Source organism: Lentimicrobium sp. L6, assembly GCF_013166655.1.
In the GTDB taxonomy this organism is placed as follows: Bacteria; Bacteroidota; Bacteroidia; order Bacteroidales; family UBA12170; genus UBA12170.
Genome location: NZ_JABKCA010000009.1, coordinates 43,110 through 59,911 on the forward strand (window position 1 = coordinate 43,110; position 16,802 = coordinate 59,911).

Sequence of the window (16,802 nt, forward strand, 5' to 3'; positions counted from 1 at the left end):
TACGAAAAAAATCAATAAATACAATTTAGAAAACTAGTGTAAAGACACTTCCTTTGTCTTGAATGGATTTCACAAAAATATTTCCCTTATGCAAATGCATGATTTGTCGGCTTAAGCTTAATCCAATTCCTGAGCCTTCTTTTTTCGATGTAAAGAAAGGCATAAATATTTTGTCCAAAATATCGGGCTTTATACCTTTCCCATTATCCGCCACTTCAATAATAATATGTTCGTTTTTATTGAATCGAGAAGTGAGGATGATTTGCGGATTTTCTTGATATTCAAGAGCATGAAAAGCATTAATGAGGAGGTTTATTAAAACCTGTTCAATCAAATTGGGATCTGCCATGATACCAATGTTTTCAGGTGTAGTTTCTATTTGAATGTCAATATTAGCATTTTTCGTTTTGTGGAGTAGCATAAGCTTGGCTTCAAAGAGTAAGTCTTTTACTACCACTCTTTGGAAGTTAGGCATAGGAATTCGAGTTAAGTCCCGATAAACCTCAACAAAGCCTAATAAACCACTACTTCTGCGGCTTATTGTACTTAAGGCTTGATGCATGCTATCTAAATCATCCTCGTCCATGGCATGGTCAACTCGCTCTGGAAGTAATTCTTGTACTGTAGAAGCCAAAGATGAAATAGGAGTGATGGAATTCATGATCTCATGTGTTAATACTCGTATCAGCTTCTGCCAACTTTCTATCTCTTTCCTCTCTAATTCTGAGTGAATATTCTTTACGCTGACTAATAAATATTCCTCCCCTTTTTTCTTAAATTCTGTAGCCTGAATCGACAATTGCATCAATTCATCTTCTTGGTAGATTTTGATCAGTTTGCTATCATCCTGACGAAGTTGCAGCAGTTTCTCTGGTAAATCTGGATCAATAGATCCCAACTCTTTTATATGTTTTAAATTATTGATTTTGAAGAGCTGTTTTACCGCATTATTATAGATATCGATGGTGCCATCAGTTCGGTAGGTAATAATTCCAATACTGATATGCTGGACAATAGTTTGAAGCTGATTGTGATGTTCTTCTTTTTCGGCTCTAGTTTTTACAAATTGTTGAATAACCTGATTAAAACTCTCATTAAGTTTATTAAAACTTTCTCCCTTATTCTCAGAAACAAAGCTACTGGTGAAATCATTATATTTTACATTATCGAAAAATCGCGTCAGCTTTCTATTGGTTTGTTCTACGTATTTTATCAATAATACCATTTGTATTATCATCACCACAAAACTAATAGTAGAAGTGATGTAATTATGGCTTTCAAAAAGCCAAATAAATAGAAAGGTATTAATAACGATGAATACCAATCGAATAACTACTGAAGTTCGAAAAGTATTAGAGATCATATTTTTCTATTCTTCTGTATAATGAAGCTCGAGTAAGTCCAAGTTCATGTGCTGCCTTAGTAATATTTCCTCCATGCTTGTCAATCACTTTTCTGATCAGGATTTTTTCTGTGTCTTCTAAATTTAAGTTATCCGCATTCAGAAGTGCATTCTTATGAATAGGCTTGCTTAAAAAGAAATCGTGAGCTTGTAGGGTGTTTCCTTCACTCATTATCACTGCTCTTTCAACTGTATGTTGCAATTCTCTTATGTTTCCTGGCCAGCTGTGCTTTTTTAATCTTTTTGCTGCGGCAACACTTAGCCTTTTTGTATCGAGTTTGTATTTTTTACAATACATTTTTAAGAAATGATCTACCAAATCAGGAATATCGTCAGTTCTATCTCTAAGTGGTGGAATTTGAATCTCAACTGTGTTTACTCTGTATAATAAATCTTGACGAAATTTCCCTTCTTCTACCATTTGATATAATGGCATATTTGTGGCACATATTACTCTCACATCAATATCTGTTTCTTTGTGTGAGCCTAACCTGACTACTTTTCGGCTTTGTAATACAGAAAGTAGTTTTGATTGTAAATTATAGGATAGATTTCCGATCTCATCTAGGAAAAGACTTCCCTGATTAGCAGCTTCAAACCTTCCTGCTCTATCTTCCTTCGCATCAGTAAAAGCACCTTTTTTATACCCGAATAATTCACTCTCGAATAAGGTTTCAGTAAGAGCACCTAAATCTACGGTCACAAATACTTCTGATTGGCGCATAGAAGCGCGATGTATGGCTCTAGCTATCATCTCCTTTCCTGTTCCATTTTCGCCCAATAAAAGGATGTTGGCATCTGTTTTAGCCACTTTTTGAACGGTATTTAAAACCTGACGAATTGCTGATGAGTTTCCTATAATTTCACCAAATAAAGAATCGGCATCAGAGATTAATAGTTGTTGTTTATTCTTTAGGTTTTCTAGCTCTTTTTTGGATTCTCTAATTTGAATATTGGCAGTGATTTCCGCCAATAATTTTTTATTATCCCATGGCTTTAATATAAAATTAGTAGCGCCTTCCTTAATACCTTGAACAGCTAATTCAATGTCTCCATATCCTGTGATAAAGATAACTACCGCCGCAGGGTCTATTTCCAAAATCTTATTTAACCACATGAATCCTTCTCTACCACTAGTGGCGTCTTTAGAAAAATTCATATCCAATAAAAATATATCGTAGTTCTCATTCCTCATTAAATCAGGAATGCGTTCAGGGTTGCTTTCTGTGTGGACAATGGTGAAGTGTTGACGTAAAAATAGCTTTGCTGCTAATAGAACATCTCTATCGTCGTCTACTACTAAAAGTTTGGCTTCTGATTTTGTCATACTAATTATTTTGTTCGTAAATGTACAAAAAAATGAACGCCAGCGAACAATATTTATTGTTATATTCTGAATAAATATTCTATGATATTCAGCTAATCAGACTTTTATATCTACTGGCATTACTTTTGAGCAAAATTTCATACTGAATGTTTCATGTTTAATTAATTTATTATCAATTTCTTAAAAATGACTAATTGATTATCTTAGCCAAATGAGACGGTTCAATATTATTAAGACGCCCAAATTATGATAAAGTTACGAAACTTAACAAAAGTCTATAGAAGTAGTGAGGTGGAAACCTTGGCGCTGTTGAATGTGAATTTAGAAGTGAAAAAAGGCGAGTTTGTAGCTATCATGGGACCTTCGGGTTGTGGAAAAACGACTTTATTAAACTTGCTTGGTCTATTGGATGAACCTTCCGATGGAGAGTATGCTTTTATGGAAATCGCTGTAGCAAAGTTGTCCGAGAAGGAGCGCTCAAAAATCAGAAAGCATAATATGGGTTTTGTTTTTCAGAATTATAACTTAATTGAGGAACTTAATGTTTATGAAAATGTAGAGCTTCCATTAATTTATATGGGAGTAAAAACCGAGGAGCGTAAAGAAAGAGTTCACGAGATTTTGGAAAAAATGCAAATTCTTCATCGTAAATTTAATTTTCCAACCCAGTTGAGTGGTGGGCAACAACAACGTGTAGCAGTTGCTAGAGCTGTTGTTGGTAAGCCTAGAATTGTCTTTGCAGATGAGCCAACAGGAAATCTAGATTCAGCTCATGGCGAAGAAGTGATGAGATTATTAGATGAGGTGAACAAGTCTGGTACTACAGTTATTATGGTGACCCATTCCCAAAGAGATGCTTCCTATTCTAATAGGGTTTTGCGTTTGTTCGACGGACAGATTATTAATGAAAACATCCTCCAAAAATTTTCCTAATCATGAGAGAAGTTAAAATTTTGATACCAGATACCGATAACAACGAAAGTGTAGACATTAAAGTGGTTTCCCAAGGAGAAGAGATGGTGACCTACCGTTTAGAGGTTTTTGTGTACCCCAAAGGTGCAACAAAAAGTACAAGGGCAGAGTTTGTAAAAGAAAGCATAGAAAATATAGACCCACAATTTGAAGTATTAGAAGTAGGACTGGAAGGGGAAGTGAAAATTCCTGTGTTGCTGCGAAGAAAAAGACAATAGAGATTAAATTAGGAGAGAATTATACAAGATATGCTGAAAAATATTGTAAAAACTAGTTTTAGGTTTTTAAGCAAGAATAGGGTTTATACATTAATTAATGTATTGGGCCTTGCACTTGGTTTAGCCACTAGTATACTTATATTTTTGTATATCACCGATGAACTAAGCTACGATAAGTTTCATGAAGATTATGAGCATATTTATCGGGTTCAAGAAAAATACGATTGGGGCGATTATACCCAGTTTTGGGCTACATGTGATGGAAATATTGCCTTGCGTATGGCCCATGGGCCAGAGGATGTTTCAACCTGTAGAATCATGAGTTATTATAATCCTCCCTTTCTGTTTGCCAATGCTCGCTCCGCTGAAAATAGTCAGGTGATTTTTGCCGACTCCACTTTCTTCGATGTATTTTCTTTTCCCGTAGTGGAAAGAGTGACAGGGAGCGTTTTGGGTTCTGCCAACCAGATTATGATCTCCGAAAATATAGCCAAGGAATTATATGGAGAGGTTTCTCCTTTAGGTAAACAGATAGAAGCTGATGGTGAACAATTTGAGATTTCCGCCATATTTGAACAGGTTCCAGCCAATTCACATTTAAATTTTGATGTGGTCTTTTCCGTGGAGTTAATGAGAGAGTCTTATGCTAGAATTGATTCATCAGGACCGATGGTATTTTATACCTATGTGCGAACCCATGACTTGAACTCAAAAATACGATTGCAAAAATACCTTCAGGATGATTTGCAGAATGAGATTCAAAAACTCATGGCAAAAAGTGAAGAGACTAAAGAAAAGTTTACCAAATTAAAAGCAGAGATTGCTTTTGTTCCATTAGCAGACATCCATTTGAAAAGCGATGCTGAAAAAGAATATCAGACCAATGGGAATTACGAATATATCCTCATTTATCTTACCATAGCAATATTTATTCTACTTCTGGCCAGTATCAATTATATTAATTTGGCGACCGCTAGTTCTGTAATCAGAGCTCGGGAAATTGGAGTCAGAAAAGTGCTTGGAGCACATCAGAAAAATATTTTCTTCCACTTTATTAGTGAAGCTTTTATATTAGTACTCACTTCAACCATTACGGCTCTAGTAATTGTGGAACTAGGATTCCCTACTTTTAACGCTTTTGTGGGAAAGAGTTTGTCTATTAATATGATTTGGTCATACGAGATTCTTAGTTTTCTTATGGTAACCACCATTTCACTCACCCTCCTTTCAGGGCTTTATCCTAGTTTGTTAATGTCTACATTTAACCCTTTAACAGTATTGTCAAATCGCTTGAATGCGCAAAAAAACAATAAAATTAACTTGATTCTGAGACGGTTTTTAGTGATTTCACAATTTAGTATAGCAGTATTTCTTTCCATTGCATCTATAATCGTAGCTCAACAACTTCGTTTTATTCAGAATCGTGATGTGGGTTTCAATAGGGATAAAGTAGTAGTGGTTCCATTGAGTGGTGATAGTGGTCTCGAACATTTAGTGGACTTGAAGGAGGATTTCTTGAAAATCCCAGGAGTGGTTTCTGTAACTGGAAGTTCCAATGTTCCTGGTGAGCGATTTGGATATTATGGAATAAACATGCCTTCGTTGAATAGCGATAATGATAGTTTGCCAGACGAGAAGAAACATAAGGTATGGTTAGGGGTAAGAATGTTATGTGCCGATCATGATTTCTTAGGTTCTTTTGGGTTTGAGATCAAACAAGGGAGAACTTTTTCTTTTGATGTGTATTCTGACAGCAATGCTTTTATATTGAATGAAGCCGCTGTTAGAAAATACCAAATTGAGGATCCTATAGGAAGAGAAGTGGTGTTTAATTATGCTGTAAAGGAGCCTAAGGTTGGTAAGATTATTGGAGTGGTTAAAGATTTTCATTTCGCTTCATTACACCAAGAGGTTGACCCTTTAATGATACACATATTTCCTCCATTTTATCGCTATGTCATTATAAAAATTGAAAGGCAGCAACATGCCAGTCTTATTTCTGAGGTGGAGCGAAAATGGCATAAACATTTGCCTCGTACTCCATTTAATTATTATTTCCTCGATGATGCTTATGAATCAATGTATCGCTCCGATAATAGGTTAGGTAGGATATTCTATTTCTTCACTTTTATTGCGCTATTTTTAGCAGCTTTAGGATTGTATGGTTTGGTGGCATTTATTTCAGAGCAAAGAAAAGCGGAAATAGGAATTAGAAAAGTTTTGGGCGCCTCCATTGGCCGATTGATGTTCACCATGTCTAAAGAATTTGTGTTATTAATCCTATTCTCTAATGTATTGGCTTGGATTCCAGCTTGGTATTTTATCAATACTTGGCTAGAGGATTTTGCCTTCACTATTGATGTTTCTATTTGGCCATTTATCTCTACTGCCATTATTTCTGTTTTAATAGGTTTATTCACTATCAGCATAAAAACATGGGTCGCTACCAAATCCAATCCGGCAGATATTTTGTAGTGAAAGTTGAGACCTTAAGAAATGATAAGCTTGATTTTGTTTTACTTCGTTCAACAATGCTGATCTTAGCTGGGTTAATCCGTTTCCAACTTCAAACTTCATTCTTCCTAATCTCGGTTCGATAATTAACCCTTCTATTTATGTAATTCAATGAGATACCCGAAATATTTTCGTTAATTTATGTCATATATGAGCTAATTATCTGAAGCTGTGGCCTAATTTAATGTCAAACTGAGGTTCCTACTCCACAGCCTTGAAAGCAGGTTTAATGGGAAAAGTCAAACTAATTTTCACAGAAAGATTATCTTCTACTAGCCTATTTGAATAAGCACCATAACGATAGGTGGCTCCAATTCCGATATTATAAAGATAGAGATTTACCAAATCATTGATGAGGATCCCGCTTTCAAAATAACCATGCTCCATAGTTTTAAAACCAATGTTTAAATGTTGTTCTGGGTGATTGAGCCAACCAAAACCAATATTTGTAACTAAAACCACTTCGGGTTTAAACTTTTTTCCCTGAAAAATGAGGTTGCCAAAGTTATGGCTAAGAAAAGCAGAAACATAGCGGTCGGATAAAAACTCGTTGGCACTCATGCTTCCAAAACTTCCCGGAGCAAAAACAGTAATCACTCCATAAGTACCTTGTCCTCGATAGAGGTTAGAATAGGGGAGGTCTCCGATGATGAGTCCACCAATTAAATCTACCGAAGTTTCTCCTAAATATTTGGTGTAGAAGCTCTTCTTAATACGTAAATCGAATCTATGAAAATCATAATCACCATTGAGTATACCTTTCAATCCTTTTGAATAATTAAACCAGGCAATAGGATATTTTGTTCCCATGGATAGAAGCATTCTGCTATTGTCGAAATATCGCTCTTTAAAAGCAAAGCGAAGTCCCAGCCTGATTTCAGTAAAATCAAAAGTGTATCCTGGAATGATGGCTTCTTGTCCTTGGTAAGAATAATCGTAGGCAGCCTCCTTATGATCTACTCTCATTCCAATGCTGGCATGAATATATCTTAGGGTCCTAATTCGGAAGGCTATCTCTTTTCTATCAGTATAATTGGAACGAGAAATAAAGAAGTTCTTAAATCGCTCAGGGCTAAATGTAGTTTCATGATTATCATAAAAATCTACTCCAGCAGCTTCTTGGTAATCTTTAGAATAAGCAGCATAAAGCTTCAAGGAAAAAGGTTTGTATAGAAGGATTTGCCCATTGATACCATATTTTGCTTTCTGAGCTCTAAAAGCATAGGCTCCATAAATCCCGATATCCCATTTGGTACTCAGCCTTTTATTTGTTCTCAATCCAGCTCCAAGCCAGAGGCCTTCATAATTATTATATCCAGCAAATTTGTCTAATGGGATATCAAACTTTCCCCATGGAATCCTACCAGTGAAAAGCGTCTCAGCTTGTTTTATGGTCTTATCAAAATTTTCAGCCTTGCCCACACTATCCATAAAAGCGTAGGTGTTTTTGTCTCTTTGCGAAAGTGAATCTTTTCGGTACCGATTCCAAAATTCCTCTTTTTGATAGCCTGCATTTGGATCCAGTTCCACTTCAATATGCGAAAATTGTTGTTTCACAAGCTCCGGATTCAGAATGACATCTTTATGATAACTCTTTCCAATACCGATAAATTTTGCTTGTTCTCCATTTGTTGTGGCTATGGTATTATTAAAAATAATATTGGTGTTTAGTTGGGTCGGAAACCAATGTCCATCCACAAAACCATAAAGTTGTTGTATTTCAATATTAAAGCCTTGTTCATCACTGTTTAAGGGTTTTGCTCTAACATTTACTATAGCCCATTTTTTTGTACTGATGCTTAATACCCCTTGTAAACCATCGAAATTCTTATCGGAATAAGGAGAATAGCTAATAGAAAAAATGGTGTCCCCTTGGCTAGAGTATGTCGTATCTTCCATTTGAAAATAATACTTGCTTAAACTTCCCTTGCTGATGGGATTGATATAATGATTATTCACCATGTGGATGATTTCATCGTAGAAGGAGGTGGATTGAATCTGTGAAACCACGAAAACAATCAATGGATCCTGAAGGCCGGAAACTTTGGAAGCTATAATTTTCTCATGATTACGCTCTGGAGCCATAAATTTTTTCTCCACTACGTTTTCCATCAAGAGGATGTCTTTGTCTTTTATAAAGGAGCTAATGTTACTAATGCTATCAGGAAGCAGCAATACTGAATCACTCATGGTCTTATTTTCCAAATCTAGGGTGATTACCATTTTGTCGTAGGAAGTATAGGAGAAGCTTTGAAGTTTTTTTGGGTCGTTAGTATCGCGATATTGCAGGACATTATTAATGATTCTGTGTGTGGGATTAATTCCAGGTGTTACCTCATACTCAGAAAGCAAATAAGCCAAAGGCTTCATTTTAAAAATAAACTGGCTCTTTTGATAGGAAATATCGACACTTTTCTTCTCATAACCCACGTAGGAAAGTGTGAGGCTTTTTGTTTTCTTGGGAATTTTCATCTGAAATAATCCATCGATATCAGTGGATGTTCCATATTTATCATCCTCTGTAACTATGTTTACAAATGCCAAAGGTTCACGAGATTCCTCATCGATAATAATTCCTGTAATTACTTTATTTTGAGCAAAAGTATTGATTGATAATGCGATGAGTAAAATGGATAACAAAGAAATATAAAAAGGACCTTTCATTTTATATAGTGGGGTTTTATGCCAACAAAGATAGAGGATTCTGAATAATGGATTTGTGAAAAAACATAAAAAAACCAAGCACAAGGGAAAAACTTTGGGCTTATTTACTTGCGTTGAGTGTTTAATTAACGCATACTAGAGGGGGCTCCCTTGCCTTGGTTCTGTAATATCTTATTTAAATACGGTAAAATCCATTTAAGATGACTTTTCGAACTGCTATAGGAAGCAAAAAGAGAATTGTACAAAGTACATGATATTGGTTTGGTCTTTTCTAGGCAGTAAATTTACTAGTTTCCTAATAATTGTTCGATTGTAAAGTTACGACTATGAAAAAGGCATTTCAAGGGTTTTTGAAAAAATATTCAATTATTTCAAAATTGTAAATCATTATGCTTGTTCGTAGATGAATTTACCATACTCACTTGTTATGGTTAGTTTTTTGTTATCACTACTTTCTACTCTACCAATAATTTGCGCATCTACCTTAAAGCTTTCAGAAATATTTATAATATCTTCGGCTAAATCTTCAGGAATATATAATTCCATTCTGTGGCCCATATTGAATACTTTATACATTTCTTCCCATGGCGTTTTAGATTGTTCCTGTATGAGCTTAAAAAGAGGAGGAACGTCAAACATATTGTCTTTTATGATGTGAAGGTTGTCGATAAAATGAAGAACCTTAGTTTGAGCTCCACCACTACAATGCACCATACCATGGATTTGATTGCGATGATTGTCCAATATCTTTTTAATAATAGGAGCGTAGGTGCGAGTTGGAGAGAGAACGAGTTTCCCTGCGTCCACACCCTCCACTTCTGTGGGATCTGTGAGTCTCATGCCACCAGAATAAACCAAATCACAAGGGACAGCATGGTCATAGCTTTCTGGATATTTCTTGGTGAGGTATTTAGAGAAAACATCGTGGCGTGCACTTGTTAAACCATTGCTTCCCATTCCTCCATTATATTCGGTTTCGTATATGGCTTGGCCTGAACTGCTCAATCCAACTATCACATCACCAGCTTTTATATTGGCATTGTCAATAATGTCGGAGCGTTTCATTCTGGCTGTTACTGTACTGTCCACTATGATAGTGCGCACTAAATCGCCAACATCTGCAGTTTCTCCACCAGTAGAGTGGATATTAACGCCCCATTTTTTTAATTCTGCCAATAGTTCTTCAGAACCATTGATTAAAGCAGAAATCACATCGCCAGTGATGAGGTTTTTATTGCGACCGATAGTAGAAGAAAGCAAAATGTCATCTGTGGCGCCAACGCAAAGTAAATCATCTAAATTCATTACCAAAGCATCTTGGGCTATTCCTTTCCAAACAGAAATATCGCCCGTTTCTTTCCAGTACATATATCCTAAAGATGATTTTGTTCCAGCACCATCGGCATGCATAATGATACAATACTCATCATCATTGGTAAGTAAGTCAGGGATGACTTTGCAAAATGCTTTAGGAAACAATCCCTTATCAATATTTTTAATAGCTGCATGCACGTCTTCTTTTGAAGCCGATACACCTCTTTGGTTATATTTTAAATCGCTCATGTTGTTTTTATTCGAAAGTGATGCTTCTCTTTTTTTCATCAATAACAGGGGTTCCAAATTTCTTCAAAGTCACTTCATTGATAAAGAAAGGGTAGAGGCTACCATGCCAAACATATACATCTAAGTTTCTGATGGTTTTACTTCCTATTCTAAAATCTTTCAGGGTGAACACCGATTTGTGCTCAATATTTCCAGTGCTAATAATATCGTCTGGGTTTCCTTTGAAGTCTTCTTTCTTAATAATTCCTTGTTTCAATAATTCTAAAGCAAAATCAACAGAACAAGTAACCAGTTTAGTAAGTGGTGTATAGATGACTTCGTTGGTATAACCATTTATTGCACATTCAAATTTATACATTTGTTTGTCAGGCATGTTGAAGAAAACTCTATTTGTTCTTTCTCGCATCTGAATCCAAACATCACTGGTGTCACCTTGTTCGGCTAATGCTCTTTCTTGGTAATCTTTTCCTACTATTTTAAACTCAATTCTACGGTTCAAGCTATGGGCTGTTTCCTGCTGGGATTTTGGTAATGAATCAATGTAAACTTGGGTTAAGGTAACTCCTTCTGGGAAAGTGATACCGTTTTTCTTTACCTCTGTTGCTAATCTACGAGGTTCTCTTTCTCCATATCCTTTGGCAAATAAACGACCAGGGTCAATACCTCTAAGAATAAGATAATTTACAACAGATTCAGCACGTTTTTGTGAGAGAATATCGTTGGATTCATCCTGACCTCTATTGTCGGTATGAGCACCAAGTTCAACTATGACGTGTGGGTTGGCATCCATGGTTTCAATTAACCCTTGTAAACTATCCTCAAACTGTGGTTTCAGATCCCATTTTGCTAAATCGAAAAGGATTTCAGGCAGTAGTATGGGCTCCTCTGGAATTCTTTGTAATTCCACTTCCATTTGTATGTCTTTACTATGATCTAAACCTACAGTGGTTTCTTTCAATACCAATCTAAAATAGCCTTCTCTTTCAAAAACTAATTCGTATTCAGTATCTGGTAATACTTGTTTTGTATTGAAGGTAAAGGTACCATCTTCAATAGTTCTCACTTTTTTCTCACTGCCATCGGAACCCAATAATAATACATCTAATCCATCCACTGCTTGAAAGGTATAATCATCGGTCACAGCACCTGTAATGGTATATTCTAGAGGAGGAAGGATAAAAGAATAAATATCTGCTCCACCACGACCCCCAGGGCGGTTGGAAGACATGTAGCCTGCTTCTTGTTGCTCTGGGTCAAAAATGATACCAAAATCATCGGCAGCTGAGTTTATGGGAAAGCCCATATTGATTGGATCTCCCGATATGGTATCTGCATAAAAAAACACCTTGTAAATATCTAAGCCTCCTAATCTCACAAGGCCATTTGAAGAGAAATAAAGGGTGCTGTCATCTCTTATTAATGGAAACATTTCATCACGTTTGGTATTAACAAGTGGACCTAAGTTGGTTGGATACCCAAAAGGATCTTGTATGCTTTCCCTTGTAGCTATATATAAATCTTTTCCACCATAGCCTCTTTCAAAATCAGCTGCAAAAATGATAGTTTTCTCATCATCGCTTATAGCAGGATGGCCCACTACGTGACTACTATCGCTACCTAATTCTACTACTTCAGGATCTCCCCAATCTCGACCAGAACGTTTAGATTGGAGAATTAAACATCCACAAGGTCTGCTTGGGCTTACAAAACATCGTGTAAAATACATCCTATTAAACCGGCTATTGAATGTGGATTGACCTTCGTTACCTTTGGTATTAATGATATCTTCCTCGTCAACTAACTCGGGTTTACTCCACTCGCCTTTTCTATCGAGTTTAGCATAAAATAAATCGGAGAACTTTTCTCCTGTCCAACCATCTAAGTTTTTACCAAGAGCCTCCTCACGAGAAGAGGTGAAGTATAAACTTTGATAGTTATTATCTTGATAGCTTGGGCTAAAGTCATCAAATTTGGAATTAATTCTTTTGATGTTTTCTAAAGTATAGTTTTTTGGATTCTCTAAAGCACGGCGAGCAAACTTAATAGATGCGACAGCCATTTTTGCTTGAGGATCGTCTCCCACTAAAGTATCATAAATGGCAAATTGTGCTTCTGCTTCTTTAAACTCTTCGAGCATGAGAAGGGATTGTCCATAACGTAATACAATTTCCGGGGTTTGCTGGTGTGCATTCAGTCGGATAAGTCTTTTGTATTGAGCTTTAGCTCTGCGAAGGTCATTAGTCTTACGATAAGATTCAGCCATTTTGAAGGCAACATTCAACTTGTCTTCTTTATTTTTTAGTTTGTTGTATCCCTTTTTGTACTTTTCCGCAGCTACTTTATAGAGTTGGTCTTGGTAAGCTTCATCACCAGCCCTGATGTGTCGGTTTTGAGCATTAAGAATGGGCTGAAATAATAAGCCAATTGAAAGTAAAAGTATATATGATATTTTATTCATTAGGTTCATGTTTCTGAATAAACAAATCTTTTTGCAATTTATTGTTTTTCTGTTGATTTCGTATCCTTTTTTGTGACTTTTTCATCACTTTCATTTGTCTCAGTATCTTTGGCCTGATTCTCTTCTTGATTTAAATCGTCAAGAGTAGATTTCATGGCTTTGTGAGCATTTTCGCTAAAGGCAGTAGCCGAATTATAAGCCGATTTAAAAGGTTTTTGAATTTCGCCAGTTTCCTTATTGATTTCTCTTTTGATATCGTCAGTAGCATTTCTAATATATCGCATGACTTGTCCAGCTTTTTTAGCGAATTCTGGAATCTTTTTCGGACCAAGAACTATCAATATCACCAATAAGATGATAAGAATTTCTCCTCCTCCAAAATCTAAAAATAAAAGTGCACTTGGCATCATTGTTTCAAATGTTTTTGCAAAAATAGAAAAAGTCCCGACAAACAGCCGGGACTTTTTTATATATCAAATAGCAATTTGATTATTTTTTCGTTTTGCTATCTTTTTCTGCTATTAATTTATCTCCACCTAATAAATCATAAGAGATAGGACTAGCTGTGAAAAGAGAAGAGTATGTACCTACTAGAACCCCTACAAGAAGAGCAAAGGTAAATCCTCTAATAATTTCACCACCAAAGATAAAGATAGCCAATAATACTAATAATGTAGTACCAGAAGTATTAATGGTACGAGCTAAAGTACTATTCAAGGCATCGTTAATATTATCTTTGAGAGGAGTCTTTTTGTGTAGTCCAACGAACTCACGAATACGGTCAAAGATAATTACGGTATCGTTAATTGAGTAACCAATGATAGTAAGAATCGCCGCGATGAATGCTTGGTCCATTTCCATACTAAATGGTAGTAATCCCCAGAACATAGAGAATATACCTAAAGTAATAATAGTATCGTGGAAAAGAGCAGCAACACCACCTAGACCATATTGCCATTTCTTAAATCTGATAGCAATATATCCGAAGATAATGATTAATGAGAAGATAATAGCCATGAATGCTCCACGGATAATCTCATCAACAATAGTAGGTCCTACTTTTTGAGAACTTAAAATACCTACCATTTGTTCACTATCAGTATCACCTGCAAATTGTGCATATGTAATTTCGTGCCCAATAAATCCTTTTAAAGCTGTATATAATTTGTTCTGAATAATTTCATCAACGTTGTCACTGTTATCATCAATTAAATATTGAGTAGTAATCTTAACTTGGCTATCAGCACCGAATGTTTTAACTTCTGGAGTTTGTTCAAACTCTGTAGCTAAAGATTCGCGAATGTCAGTTGTGTTTACTGATTGGTCGAAACGCACGATATAAGTTCTACCTCCAGCAAAATCAACACCATAACTTAATCCACGTACTCCTAATGAACCAATACTTAATACAATTAAGATACCAGAAATAACATATGCAATTTTTCTTTTAGCTAAGAAGTCAATCTTAGTATTCTTAAGGAAGTCTTTAGTTGCTTTAGTACTGAACTTAACCACTTGGTTTTTATCTAATAAATTAGCAAAAACAATTCGAGTGATAAAGATTGCTGAGAATAAAGACGCAAAGATACCAATGATAAGAGTGGTTGCGAAACCTTGAATAGGACCAGAACCAAATGTATATAAAACAAAAGCAGTAAGCAATGTGGTTACGTTACCATCAATGATCGCAGAATAAGCATTTTTATATCCATCTGTGATAGCTAAACGAATTCCTTTTCCAAGATTTACCTCTTCTTTAATACGTTCGAAGATAATCACGTTCGCATCCACAGCCATACCAATTGTTAGAACAATACCGGCAATACCAGGAAGTGTTAATACTGCTCCAAGAGAAGCCAAAACCCCGAAGATGAATAGAAGATTAATGATTAGGGCTAAATCCGCTACCCAACCAGCTCTGCTATAAAAGAAAATCATATAAGCCAATACAAGCATAAAGGCAATCACGAATGACCAAAGACCCGAGCTAATAGCTTCTTGACCTAAAGAAGGACCTACTACTTCTTCCTGAACAATACGAGCAGGAGCAGGTAATTTACCAGCTTTAAGAATGTTTGCAATATCCTGTGCTTCATCTACTGTCATTCCACCACCAGAGATAGAAGAGCGTCCACCCGCGATTTCAGAATTAACATTAGGGAAACTATAAATAAATCCGTCAAGCGCAATTGCAATCTGACGTCCAATATTTTCACCAGTTAATCTTTTCCATGTTAAAGCACCTTCAGCATTCATACTCATTGAAACTTCAACTTGTCCGGTTGGACTAAAGTCTTGAGAAGCATCAACAATTACGTCACCACCAAGAGCAGGTTCTCCATCGCGAGATGTTACTTTAATAGCAACCAATCGGTGAATGTCAGAACCTTTTTCAACTGGATTGATAGTCCACATGAAACGTACATTATTTGGGAAAATGCTTTTTGTCATTTTCAACATGGCGTTTACACGAGAAGTATCTTTAACTGAAGCATAACCAACACTAGCACCTTTGGCAGGATAAACCTGACCAGAATTAGGGTCTTGTTGGAAGTTAGGCTGTAGATATTCGTAAATTGGATTGTTTTCGTAGAACTGATTTGCAGCTAATTCTTCGTCAATAGCTGTTGTATCTGATTCAATCTCGTCCATTAAAGAATTACCTTCAGCAGCATCAGCAGTGGCTGTTTCAACCTCAGCAGCTGTTTCAGCTGCAGTTTCTTCATTAACGATTTCGGCAGCTTTATCTTCAGCTACTTTTTCTAAAACTTTATTAGCAGCATTCTTTTGGGCTAATGTTTGGTTAGCTTGAGCAAAATAAGCAACTACTTCAGAAAATTCCCAAGTTTCCCAGAACTCTAGTTGAGCAGTACCCTGAAGAAGTTTTCTTACACGGTCTGGATCTTTAATGCCAGGAAGTTCAACTAAGATACGGCCTTTGGTTGCTAATTGCTGGATATTAGGTTGAGAAACACCGAATCTGTTGATACGAGTGTTTAAGATGTTGAAAGTACGGTCGATTGCACCGTCAACTTCACCTTCTAAAACAGCAAATACTTCGTCGTTAGTTGAGTTATAATTGATTTTGTCTTTTAAATCAATTGTACTAAATACTGTAGCAAGGCTAAAGTTTGGATCTACTTCGTTAATAGATTGACGAAATAAATTCAAGAAAGCGTCATCAGTACTTTTTTGCATTTCACGAGCCATATCAATGGCTTTTCTAAAAGTAACGTTTTTACTTTTACCCGATAAAGCAACAATGATGTCTGGAACAGAAACTTCTAAAGTTACGTTCATACCACCTTTAAGGTCAAGACCTAAGTTGATTTCTCTTTCTTTTACTTCCTTGTAGGTGTATTCTCTTATTAAAATATTGAATACTACCTCGTTTTGTAGAGAGTCAAGGTAAAATTTCTCTCTTGCTTTTGAGATAGAATCAAAAAGCATCCCTTCTTTCAGGGCGTTCCCGTTTGCTAAAACATTTGCCATTTCAACGGCTTCTGGTGCGCTAGCGTATTCAACAGCATTGCTTTCAGCTTTTCTTGCGAAGAAGGTAAAAGACAACTGGAATATACAAACTGCGGCAAAAACGATGGCAAATAGACGTATAGCTCCTTTGTTTTGCATGTGTTTAGAGTTTTATTATAATCCTAATTTTTCAAGGCGCAAAAATAGGATAAT

General features: G+C 36.0%; 10 protein-coding genes. 3 read left to right on the plus strand and 7 right to left on the minus strand.

The window, feature by feature from the left end; all coding sequences use genetic code 11:
- Window positions 1–25: 25 nt before the first annotated feature.
- Together HNS38_RS03635 and HNS38_RS03640 are read right to left on the minus strand one after the other, a co-directional pair.
- Complete coding sequence (locus HNS38_RS03635) at window positions 26–1,363, minus strand: PAS domain-containing sensor histidine kinase (RefSeq protein ID WP_172281713.1); 1,338 nt, start codon at window positions 1,361–1,363, stop codon at window positions 26–28.
- Complete coding sequence (locus HNS38_RS03640) at window positions 1,353–2,729, minus strand: sigma-54 dependent transcriptional regulator (RefSeq protein WP_172281715.1); 1,377 nt, start codon at window positions 2,727–2,729, stop codon at window positions 1,353–1,355. Before HNS38_RS03640 ends, HNS38_RS03635 begins: the two co-directional genes overlap by 11 nt.
- Before the next feature lie 246 nt (window positions 2,730–2,975).
- Here HNS38_RS03640 and HNS38_RS03645 point away from each other — a divergent pair, with 246 nt between their 5' ends.
- Genes HNS38_RS03645 through HNS38_RS03655 form a run of 3 tightly spaced genes read left to right on the plus strand, consistent with a single transcriptional unit; the run spans window position 2,976 to window position 6,394 of the window.
- Entirely contained in the window at window positions 2,976–3,662 is a 687-nt protein-coding gene (locus HNS38_RS03645) for an ABC transporter ATP-binding protein (protein ID WP_172281717.1), read from the plus strand.
- Between the two features lie 2 nt (window positions 3,663–3,664).
- Entirely contained in the window at window positions 3,665–3,919 is a 255-nt protein-coding gene (locus HNS38_RS03650) for a hypothetical protein (RefSeq protein ID WP_172281719.1), read from the plus strand.
- Between the two features lie 30 nt (window positions 3,920–3,949).
- On the plus strand, window positions 3,950–6,394 hold the full coding sequence (locus HNS38_RS03655) for an ABC transporter permease (RefSeq protein WP_172281721.1): 2,445 nt from the start codon (window positions 3,950–3,952) through the stop codon (window positions 6,392–6,394).
- 240 nt (window positions 6,395–6,634) lie between these two features.
- Here HNS38_RS03655 and HNS38_RS03660 read toward each other — a convergent pair whose 3' ends face one another.
- From HNS38_RS03660 to secDF, 5 genes are all read right to left on the minus strand, one after another.
- The gene (locus HNS38_RS03660) at window positions 6,635–9,097 is read right to left on the minus strand and encodes a DUF5686 and carboxypeptidase-like regulatory domain-containing protein (RefSeq protein WP_172282247.1); all 2,463 of its coding nucleotides are present in this window, start codon (window positions 9,095–9,097) and stop codon (window positions 6,635–6,637) included.
- Window positions 9,098–9,484: 387 nt separating this feature from the next.
- A complete protein-coding gene (locus tag HNS38_RS03665) occupies window positions 9,485–10,660 on the minus strand; it encodes an AIR synthase related protein (protein WP_172282248.1) in 1,176 nt (391 codons plus the stop codon).
- 7 nt (window positions 10,661–10,667) lie between these two features.
- Window positions 10,668–13,118 carry an OmpA family protein gene (locus tag HNS38_RS03670; RefSeq protein WP_172282249.1) on the minus strand — a complete coding sequence of 817 codons (2,451 nt, stop codon included), beginning with the start codon at window positions 13,116–13,118 and terminating at the stop codon, window positions 10,668–10,670.
- 38 nt (window positions 13,119–13,156) lie between these two features.
- On the minus strand, window positions 13,157–13,528 hold the full coding sequence (locus HNS38_RS03675) for a twin-arginine translocase TatA/TatE family subunit (RefSeq protein ID WP_172282250.1): 372 nt from the start codon (window positions 13,526–13,528) through the stop codon (window positions 13,157–13,159).
- 79 nt (window positions 13,529–13,607) lie between these two features.
- The gene (secDF, locus tag HNS38_RS03680; protein ID WP_172282252.1) at window positions 13,608–16,748 is read right to left on the minus strand and encodes a protein translocase subunit SecDF; all 3,141 of its coding nucleotides are present in this window, start codon (window positions 16,746–16,748) and stop codon (window positions 13,608–13,610) included.
- Between the last annotated feature and the right edge of the window lie 54 nt (window positions 16,749–16,802).